Here is a 9,942-nt window from a genome sequence, read left to right on the forward strand (position 1 = left end):
TCCTTCATTTTTTTGTAGTTATTTTTAAATGCTCTTATAAGGATTTTAAAGCGTTTTAAGACTATCAATAATAGAATTCTATTTATATAGCATTAAAACAGGCTTAAAATAGGGAATATTCATATAAATACTATATTAAATTTAATTATATAATGCCCTCCATTTTTTTGAGAAATTTTAACCTCTGATTAGACAGTTAAATGTCACCTCATCTTCTTTTAAAGTTACCAATTGAAAATTTTTCGTGAATACATTTAATAAATTTATTAAATTTCAAAAGAAGCATTTATTAAATTAGAAAAAGATATGCTTTTAATCTATATAAAATTTCCTCTGCATTTTTAAAATAAAATTAATATTTTATTTTTCACCTCTATAGTACATAAAAAAGTCTTTATTATATTAAAAAACTTTGAATATTTCCTTTTGGGTTAACTATTCCGTTGTTCTTTATAAAATAAATATAAAAACAATAAGAGGTAAAAACAGGAGGTAAAAAAAAATGAAAGGTAAAGGTAAAGAGAAATGGCAACAAATTAACCTTAACGGTATTCTAAAAGAAGATCCAACTATTGTAACAATAAAAAATGATAGCGTTAATAATTATATTGAAAGTAAAGAAAAGGTTAGTAGTAGTAATAATCAGCAAATAGAAAAAGCAAATTATAAAATAAACAAGCACGGTGAAAAAGTTTTGATAGATGATAATCCAACAGGCTGGAAAGGTGATTTATTTATAATATCAGACCAAGAATTTCTTAGAGTGCTTTCACCTACAGAATATCAAGTATATTTAGCTCTTATGCTTTATAGTTTTAATAATGGCAATGGGCAAAATTATATTGAGTTTTATAGAGGGATTTTTAAAGAATTACTACAGGATATTAATATAAGGGGTAGAAGTGGTAAAAGTAATATATCTGTAAAAACATTAAGTAGAGCGTTTAAAGGCTTAGAAAATAAAGGAATACTAAAAAAAGATGAAATGATTGATAAAAGGACTGGGAAAAGCAAAATAATATATAATATAGTGAGTATATCATCAACAGATAATAAATACAGCTTTGTAAAAATTAATACTGTTTTTTTAAAAGAATTAATTCAAAATTTAAATCCTCTACAGATAAAAGTTTTTATATATATACTTGCTTTACAGTGTACTATTGGTGACTTGCGAATAAACAGAGCTACTTTGTGCTTAGCAACAGGTGAAACAAGCAAAGATAATAAAGTTAATAAATTTCAGTTAGATAAAATAACTAAAGCTCTTCAAGCTTTAGAGCTGAAGAAATACATAGATTATTATGTTATTACCAAAAAAAAATCTGAAAAGTATAGTTCTATATTACAAATAAATTTTGTAAAAGGCTCAAAAAATTCAAATTCAAATATTAGTGAATCTGATTTAAAATCAAATACAAATGCTTAAAAAGATTTCTAGTATTCTATTAGGTTATAAGCATTAATTTTAATGCCTATAGCCTTTTTTCATGCTAATTATAAGACAAAATATTTTTTTAAAGATACATTTCTTAATCTTAAAAGTACAAAAAATTATCTAAAAAGGACAAAAAGTTATTTATATAAGACAAAAAGTTATATTTACAGGACAAAAAGTTATTTATTAAAGGACAATAAGTTATCATGAATAGGACAAAAGCTTTATTTGAAAAGGTTCAAACAGATACTCTTATTAGTACATATTAATACATATTAGTATATATCAGAATAACATTAGAACATTTTAGTATAGTTCAATATAACTTAGTATAAGTTATATTGATAAGAGAAAAAATTTCTCTTATCAATAAAAAGCTTGTGCCAAGCTTTTTTATTATTCTTAGTCTTGTTTATAATAATATATCCTCTTAATCTCTGCCTTATATTTATAGCTGTAGTCATATTAATAATAGCCTATATAATACTATAGATTATCAATAGTCATAGGTATATCATTCTCTATAATAGACTACTAAAATTTCTTTATTAATCTTTCTGTTTTCATTAGCTTATCATTCTATAGCTTGTCTACTAATCTACTAAAGTCATAGACTATCTATAAAACTTTAATAGATCCTATCTTAGGAATTAGAAAACAGTAGAATTCGTTTCTAGCCATTGCCTTTCTAGGTGGTAATAGTATCTACTATTATGCTGTCTTTGTGTAAAGTTTGGCTTATAGCCTGTATTCTTAACGTATTTTCTATAATTCTTATAATATAACTCTCTAGAGCTTTCTATAACTTTTATAATATAGTTTTCTAAAAACTTAACTGTAATTCCTTTATAATGCTTAGTAACTTTTATTAAAACTCTTTCTTTTATCCAATTGTTTTTAACTCTAAAATCCTTTAATAATTCTACTGCTTTTCTTCTAACTTCAACAAGGCTGTTACACTTTTTTAAATTATCTTTTTCAAACTTTTTATCCCCTGTGTAACTATAAGAGTCTATATTATCTATATTACTATTATTTATATATTTAGGCTCTTGATGAATATCTTCAACCCTAGCATTGGTAATGCTTTGAAGGGGGTTTTTACTGTTTAGAAAACTGTTTAATTTGTAAATAAAGGAATTGCCATTTTTCACTTTTTTTATAAGCTTTAGGTCTACCATTAACTCTATTCTGCTCTTTAAAGTTGCTATGCTGATAGCTTTATGATACTTATTATAGGCTTTTAAAAACTTTCTATAACTAAAGCATATTTCTCCATTCTCTGATTTACTTATGAAATAAGAATAAAGGGACATGACACTAAGTCTTATCTTGTCTTTCTCTATAGTGTTTAATATTTTCTTTTCATCTTTGCTAAATTTAACTTTATATAATTTATGTGACATAAAAAAATCTCTCCTTTATCAGCAGAACATTAAAAGAATTCTACTAAAAGAGAGATTTATTATTATTATACTTGCTTATATTTGTAATTTTATATATAATATAAAACAAAGATAAGAATAAATCTTTTTTTTAGTAGAGCCTTTTAAAAGTTGTCTGTCCGCAAAACATCTAACTTTTAAAAGGTTTTTTCCTTTTTTCCGTTCATTTATTTATTGTATCTAATTTTAACATATCTTGTAAAATAATAAAAGTTATTCTCCTACAAAATTAATCATTTTTTCTATTAAATACATTTCTATTCTCTTTTTTGATTTAATCTTATTGCAAGACAGATTAATCTTGCTTAAAGACAGTTTAATCTTATTTCAAAAAATATTAATGCTGGTACAGCTTTAATCTATTTTGAAACAAGATTATTATAATTTGCTTTGATATTCTTATAGATCTAATTAATAGCTTTTACTTTGTGTCAAAAACAATGTTTTTGATACTATTTTAAAAAATCTCAACACTTTAATTTCTTATAATTTACATTTTTCTTGAACCTATTAAATAAAGTGCTTTATTTTTTTTCTTATAACTTTCAAAACTCCAATCTTTATTATTAGTCTCTATATTAGTTTCTATATATAAATCTATTATTTCTTTTAAATTTTCATTTAAAAATTTAACATATTTTCGTATAGAATTATTAATTGGAGTATAAGAAGTTATAGTTATTTCTTTTTCATTTACAAAAAGATAAATTTTATTTTTAAAAAAATTTTTGGTAATATTTGATATTTTATCCTCAAAAAATATTAAAAGTAGCTTATCTCTGACATCTAAATTATTTATTCTAAATGAATAAGTATATTTTTCAACTCTATTATCACTTCTAAATATATATGGTTGTAGAAAAGTATGACTTTCAGAATTTAAATCTAATTGTAATCTATAAATTAAAGTTAACTTAAAGACTTTGGAACGTCATATAACATTTTTAAAAAGAAACGGGTTGTTATAAGCAACCTGTTTTTTATTGCTACTAGGATTATACTTTAAATTTATATTAGTTTCAATAATCAAAAACCCTCATTTTTTTTCCGACCTATATGGGGGGCTTATTAGTTGTCCCTTAATTAGCTTCTAGTTTAACCTTCTTCTAAGCTTTTTATTTACTAGGTTTATAGGAGTTTTATTTTATCTTGTTCTAGCTGATATTAAAAATAGAGTTTTTAGAGTAGTTTTAGTTGATATTGAAAGTTCCCGCGGTGTGGGTTTAGGCTTAAAAAGCAATCAAATAACATTACTGGAGTAATTAACTATGATTGTTCATACTTATTTTATCCTGTAATTTTTGTATAATATTCTTATAGTTCAGATATAAATTTATTAGATATAAGAAGTTATAATATTATGAGTAAAAGAAAATATAGTATTAATATTTCGCCAAAATTTGAAGAGGCTCATCATTTTTGTTGGAAATGTAAATATAAGGTTTTAGAAGATAGACCATATGATATAGTTAAATGCCCTATTTGTAATAATAATATTATTGTTTGTACAACATATAATGATTGGAATTATTATTTACAAAAAAATATGTAAATGAAATTGAAGTTGGAGATTTAATTTTATTAAGAAGTGATATGAATGATCGTGAGGTTTTAGCAGTTGAAGAAATCGAAGATGATGCATACAAAGTAGCTTTAAAAGGTTATCGAGTTGTAAAATTAAAATCAGATAATTTTGTAGAATGTGTTACTGGAACTTGGACTGAAAATGATAAACCTTTGGAAAAGTAGTTAGTAAATTTTAAGACCTTTAGAGGAGAAATATATAGATTATAGAATATTAAACTTATTCAACTTATGGTTTAAAGGGGTTTAATATATGTTATATACAGTAGAGCAAGTATCTAAGGAGCTTAACATAAGTAAACAAGCTATATATAAACAACTAAAGAAAGAAGAGTTTAAACAATATATAACTATAGAAAAAGGCGTTAAACATATTAATGCAGATGGTTTAAATTATTTAAAGGGAGTTGAACCAAAGGATTTATTGATTAAACAACAGGTTGAAGAAATTGAAAGGCTAAGAGCTGACAATAAAAGGTTAATGTTATTATTAGAACAACAGAATCAAATTATATTAAATAGCCAAGAGCTACAGAAAAAGGCTTTAAGTAATACAGAGCTGTTACTACTGGAGAAAAGAGAAGAACTTAAAAGAAGAAATGAAGAGTTTAATAAACAGAATAATAAATGGTTTAATTGGTTTAAACTTAGATTTAATTGAGAAGGGATAACTTTAAAAGACATCTTATTTTTTTATATTATTATATGGCGTTAAAATCAATTTTAAGAGTATTGGAATTTAATTGGATAAAATATTATGTTAAGTATAAAAGTTAAAATAAGAGGTACTAAGGGGCAAAAAATGATATTTAAATATATAAAACAAAAGAGAGCTTTAAAAACTCTCTTTTATAACATTACATAATTTTACTTTAGAAATTTGAACATTGTTATATTCAAAAAATATGTGGTTGAATAGCTATAATTTTCAAATGAATAACCAAGTAATATAATATCATTTTTACATATAATTTAATAGTAAATGAAAAGATTATAAAAAGGTTAGACTTGGGTTAGGTATGTATTATATAGTATAAGTAATTCGTATTATTTAATATTAAGTAATACTATTTTAAAGAAGAGGAGCTATATTGCTATGAGTAAATGGAAATTAGATGATGAAATAATAAATAATAAAATTGAAGATATAGACAATATTATAGTTATGGTTAATAGAAAATATATAAGTAAATTAGAAGAAAATGAAATTCCTTATTTTCCGTTTAGTGCTGAAGCTAAGGAGTGCCAATTTATAAGAATGGGTAAAAAGAAAAAAAGGTTTAATGAAGAGGAGTGTAAGAAAATAAAAGATGATCACTTAATAAATGGTAAGAGCTATAGAAAGTTAGCAAAAGAATATGAGTGCAGCACTAAAATTATATATCAAATTTTAAAAGATAAATATTAAAAATTTGGAAATAAGTTCTTTGAGTAATATAATTAAGTTAATATGAGTTTTAGTTGTATAGTATTTAAAATATAGGTGTTAAAATACTTGTGGGTAGGGGGTATATTTTAAAAAGTATAAATTTGGGATTTTTTTTGATTTATAAAAAATACATATATATTAACTATATTTTTATTGATTATTAAATTTTAATATGGTAATATTTATGTATAGAAAAGACAAGTTAAACATATAATATAGTGATCATACTCTGGTTTCCTACGGGTCCAGAGTTTTTTTTTTTGGGAGGATTAGAAAAGTGAGTGATGAAAAAGTTTTTAAGACTACTAGGCAACAAATGATGAAATTAAGAAAACGTGGATTAATTATTCACGGAAGTTCACATAAAAAAATTCTAGAAAAAGAGAATTATTATAATATTATAAATGGATATAAAGACTTATTTATAGATACTAATTATACTGGGGATGATGAGCAGTATAAAAAAGATACTAATTTTAAAGAAATATATGCTTTATATAACTTTGACAGAGAATTAAGAATGTATTTTATGAGATATATATTAGAAGTTGAAAATAATATAAAAAGTGTTCTATCTCATAAGTTTTCTGAAAAATATGGACATGATAATTATTTAAAAATAAGTAATTTTGATACAACTGTTAAACCAAAAGAAAGAAAAACACAAGCTGAAAAGGTTGGACAAGTTTCAGAGTTAATATCTAGAATACAAAGTGAAATTTCAAGACAATTACAAAAAAATAATTCTATGATTTCTCACAGTATGCTTGATTATGGATATGTTCCATTATGGGTTTTAGTGAATACTCTTACATTAGGCACTATAAGTACGTTCTATGAAAAAATGTATCAAAATGATAAAGAAAATGTTTCAAGAGAATTTGGATTGACATCAAAGGAATTAAGTAGTTTATTATTTGTTTTAAGTATTTTTAGAAATGCATGTGCTCATGATGAAAGATTATATAATTTAAGGGCTTTAAAGAAAGATTTAAAACCTAATATGATATCAACCTTTCCAATTCATAGTAAATTATCTATTCCTATTAATAAAAGTGGTAATTATATATATGGTAAAAATGATTTATTTGCTATCGTAATAGTGTTTAAATTGATTTTAAGTAAAAATTCTTTAAACAAATTTTTATATTCTATAAAAGGCGAAATAGATAAACTTAGTAAAGAGTTAGTAACTATAAAGATTGATGATGTATTAAAACAAATGGGGTTCCCAGAAAATTGGTTTGATATAAAAAAAATATAATATATTTAAAGTGTATCAAAAATGATTGTTTTTGATACACTTTTTTAAGTTGTAAAAATATAAGTTAAAAAGCCACTTTCATTATCTTATTTTGTGTCAAAAAACGTATCAAAAACTATTTACATTATGAAACGTTTATGATACAATGATTACAGCAAAGAGATGAGAAAGAAGGTTGATTATAATATGTTAGTAGGTTATGCAAGAGTATCAACGGCAGGACAGAATTTAAATAGACAAATTGATATGCTAGTTAATTATGGCGTAGATAAAAGAAATATATATCAAGAAAAAATAACTGGTACTAAATTAGATAGAGAACAATTAAACAAAATGATTGAAGAACTACAAGAAGGTGATATTGTTATAATTACAGATTTAACAAGAATATCAAGGAGTACCAAAGATTTATTAGACATTATAGAAAAAATAAAGAATAAAGGAGCTAGTATAAAAAGTATTAAAGATACATGGTTAGATACCTCTAGCGACAATCCATATAATAGTTTTTTATTAACTGTAATGAGTGGATTAAGTCAATTAGAAAGGGAATTAATTAGTCAGAGAACAAAAGAGGGGTTGACAAGTGCTAAGGCTAGGGGGAGAAACGGGGGTAGACCTTCTAAAAGAAATGATAAAGCAAATATGATAAAACTTTTATATAAAGAAGGCTATAAAATAAATGAAATAGTTAAAGAAACAGGGTTGAGTAGGTCAACTATCTATAGAGTTATTAAAGAAGAGGAATAATTAAAAGCCCTCTTCTTTTTTTACTTCTATTGTAGTATTATTCTCTATCTATTTTTTTATGATTAACCTTTTATTATAGCTCTAGGACTTAAAAAACTAATATTTAAGACTATAATCATAAAAAATACTACTACAGCTTTTACCTTATATCATTTTACAGATAATATAAATTAGCAGAAGGACTATTATACTTTTTATTTAGTGTTTTACAGCAGAGCTAGTCATACATATTTAATTATTTTTATTTTAAAAATTTTATTGTAAACGTTATTTTAATAATATATGATAAAATAAAAAGGGGGAAATTTCATGAAAGTATGTACTAAATGTGGGGAAATTAATAGTGATAATAATTTAATGTGCATAAATTGTAATGCATCTAATAAATTTTTTATTGACTATGACAAGGCAATCTCAATAAGCAAAAAAAATATAAGTATAAAAAATAAAATTAAAAAAAATATAATATTAGTACTTTCAATGATAAGCATTTCACTAATATTATTACTATTATTTTTAAACTTTAGAAATCAAACACTCTCATTAAATTTAATTTCTAAAACAATAATATTTATTATAATAGGATCTATATTAATAAAATTTACAGGTAAATTTTTTCTTTTAACTCATATATTTTCATTAAAAGATATAGATGAAAATCAAATGTCAGATATGTATGATACTTACATAAAATTAATAGGTTTTATTTTAATATTTTATTCCATAATTAGTATGATAAAACCATTAATAAAATAATAATTTCTTACTGAAATAACATTATTAGAACAATAAAAATATTACAGTTTATAAACCTTGCATTTTAGAATTTGCAATACATAATAGAATACTTCTTTGCTTTCTTTATCAGAAACTTTACAAGCTAAAAAAATAGAAAAAAGAAAAGCTTTTGAAAAATAATCTTAATAAATTTAATATTAAGGATCTTAACGTTACTTTACTTTATATAAAAATTTTTACTATAATTTATATATTAATATTAATTTTATATATATGGATAAATTATAAATGTTGAAAATTCAATTAAAATTTCCCGAAATTACATAATAATATTTAAAAATAGAATCTATTATTTTGTTTCTACATAAAGAGTATTGTTAGTACTCTATTTGAATAACAACTTCAATTTATCAATATATAAAACTAATATGTTAATATCAAACCAGCCAATAAAACTAAAAAGACAAAAAAAGGCTTAAAGCCTTTTTTTTGTTTATAAAAATAATATATTAATAATATAATTAATCTCTATTAATTTTTAGACATAAATAGAAATATATACACATTTACCTATATATTACATAAGCAAACTATTTTTACCGTTTACTTAATATTCAAAATTAAATATAATAATCATTGTCGCATATTTAAAATATGTGCATTACATAATATTGCTTAATACAAGCAATACATTTTACTTAATTTACTAAAATGGAAAATAAGATGAATCTATCCCCAATAATTCATCTTATTTTCTTATTTAATAGAAACATATATAGTAAACAAATTAAAATCATTAACTTAATATAAAAAAATATGAAAGGTAAAAATAATACATGCTCTTAAAGGTACTGTGGGGATATAAAAGAAATAGTAGAAAACGGAAAAAGTCCAAGTACCTCTCCCTCCGAAATAAATTCCCATTATGAATCAATTTAATAAAAATATAACCTAAAATTCTATACATTAATAAATTTTATATCAAAAATTTCATAATCTAACATTATGCATTATTATATAATAAATAAAAAAAAGAGGGTTGCCAGTCTTTTAAACATTCTAAATAATTTATATTTTTTCTTACTAATACATATAAATTATTTAGAATGTTTGTTGATTTTTCAAAAAATATTTTTATCTTTTAGTTCTGAAGGTATAAACAGATTACACTTTTTGAAAACTGTGTTTATTTCATTGAATTCTTTGGATGTTATCCTTCATTTTTTTGTAGTTATTTTTAAATGCTCTTATAAGGATTTTAAAGCGTTTTAAGACTATCAATAATAGAATTCTA

Annotated in this window: 9 protein-coding genes; 8 read left to right on the forward strand and 1 reads right to left on the reverse strand. The window is 22.8% G+C overall.

The window, feature by feature from the left end; genetic code table 11:
• Positions 1 to 502: 502 nt before the first annotated feature.
• Positions 503 to 1,429: a hypothetical protein gene (locus AC4FQV_RS11660; RefSeq protein ID WP_491165579.1), complete on the forward strand. Its 927-nt coding sequence runs from the start codon at positions 503 to 505 to the stop codon at positions 1,427 to 1,429.
• Positions 1,430 to 2,088: 659 nt separating this feature from the next.
• On the opposite strand, the gene AC4FQV_RS11665 is transcribed toward AC4FQV_RS11660, so the two are convergent.
• Entirely contained in the window at positions 2,089 to 2,844 is a 756-nt protein-coding gene (locus AC4FQV_RS11665; protein WP_491165580.1) for a hypothetical protein, read from the reverse strand.
• A 1,399-nt stretch (positions 2,845 to 4,243) separates the two neighbouring features.
• Between AC4FQV_RS11665 and AC4FQV_RS11670 the strand changes: the two genes are divergently transcribed.
• The 7 genes from AC4FQV_RS11670 to AC4FQV_RS11700 all read left to right on the forward strand — a co-directional run bounded on the left by AC4FQV_RS11670 (position 4,244) and on the right by AC4FQV_RS11700 (position 8,666).
• Positions 4,244 to 4,435 carry a hypothetical protein gene (locus AC4FQV_RS11670; protein ID WP_491165581.1) on the forward strand — a complete coding sequence of 64 codons (192 nt, stop codon included), beginning with the start codon at positions 4,244 to 4,246 and terminating at the stop codon, positions 4,433 to 4,435.
• Positions 4,436 to 4,476: 41 nt separating this feature from the next.
• Positions 4,477 to 4,632, forward strand: a complete 156-nt coding sequence (locus tag AC4FQV_RS11675) for a hypothetical protein (protein WP_491165582.1) — start codon at positions 4,477 to 4,479, stop codon at positions 4,630 to 4,632.
• An 88-nt stretch (positions 4,633 to 4,720) separates the two neighbouring features.
• Entirely contained in the window at positions 4,721 to 5,128 is a 408-nt protein-coding gene (locus AC4FQV_RS11680) for a DNA-binding protein (RefSeq protein ID WP_491165583.1), read from the forward strand.
• Positions 5,129 to 5,563: 435 nt separating this feature from the next.
• Positions 5,564 to 5,875: a hypothetical protein gene (locus AC4FQV_RS11685; RefSeq protein WP_491165584.1), complete on the forward strand. Its 312-nt coding sequence runs from the start codon at positions 5,564 to 5,566 to the stop codon at positions 5,873 to 5,875.
• A 298-nt stretch (positions 5,876 to 6,173) separates the two neighbouring features.
• Positions 6,174 to 7,160 (forward strand): Abi family protein, encoded by a 987-nt coding sequence (locus AC4FQV_RS11690; protein ID WP_491165585.1) that lies wholly within the window; start codon positions 6,174 to 6,176, stop codon positions 7,158 to 7,160.
• A gap of 186 nt (positions 7,161 to 7,346) precedes the next feature.
• A complete protein-coding gene (locus AC4FQV_RS11695; RefSeq protein ID WP_491165586.1) occupies positions 7,347 to 7,910 on the forward strand; it encodes a recombinase family protein in 564 nt (187 codons plus the stop codon).
• A gap of 309 nt (positions 7,911 to 8,219) precedes the next feature.
• Entirely contained in the window at positions 8,220 to 8,666 is a 447-nt protein-coding gene (locus tag AC4FQV_RS11700; protein WP_491165587.1) for a hypothetical protein, read from the forward strand.
• The last annotated feature ends 1,276 nt before the right edge of the window (positions 8,667 to 9,942 follow it).

The sequence above is a fragment of the Clostridium sp. TJA038 genome (assembly GCF_058310255.1).

What these genes read in the sequence shown, in the direction of transcription:
- AC4FQV_RS11660 (WP_491165579.1), top strand. Translation starts at nt 503, where the DNA reads ATGAAAGGTAAAGGTAAAGAGAAATGGCAACAAATTAACCTTAACGGT.
- AC4FQV_RS11665 (WP_491165580.1), bottom strand. Translation starts at nt 2,844, where the DNA reads ATGTCACATAAATTATATAAAGTTAAATTTAGCAAAGATGAAAAGAAA.
- AC4FQV_RS11670 (WP_491165581.1), top strand. Translation starts at nt 4,244, where the DNA reads ATGAGTAAAAGAAAATATAGTATTAATATTTCGCCAAAATTTGAAGAG.
- AC4FQV_RS11675 (WP_491165582.1), top strand. Translation starts at nt 4,477, where the DNA reads ATGAATGATCGTGAGGTTTTAGCAGTTGAAGAAATCGAAGATGATGCA.
- AC4FQV_RS11680 (WP_491165583.1), top strand. Translation starts at nt 4,721, where the DNA reads ATGTTATATACAGTAGAGCAAGTATCTAAGGAGCTTAACATAAGTAAA.
- AC4FQV_RS11685 (WP_491165584.1), top strand. Translation starts at nt 5,564, where the DNA reads ATGAGTAAATGGAAATTAGATGATGAAATAATAAATAATAAAATTGAA.
- AC4FQV_RS11695 (WP_491165586.1), top strand. Translation starts at nt 7,347, where the DNA reads ATGTTAGTAGGTTATGCAAGAGTATCAACGGCAGGACAGAATTTAAAT.
- AC4FQV_RS11700 (WP_491165587.1), top strand. Translation starts at nt 8,220, where the DNA reads ATGAAAGTATGTACTAAATGTGGGGAAATTAATAGTGATAATAATTTA.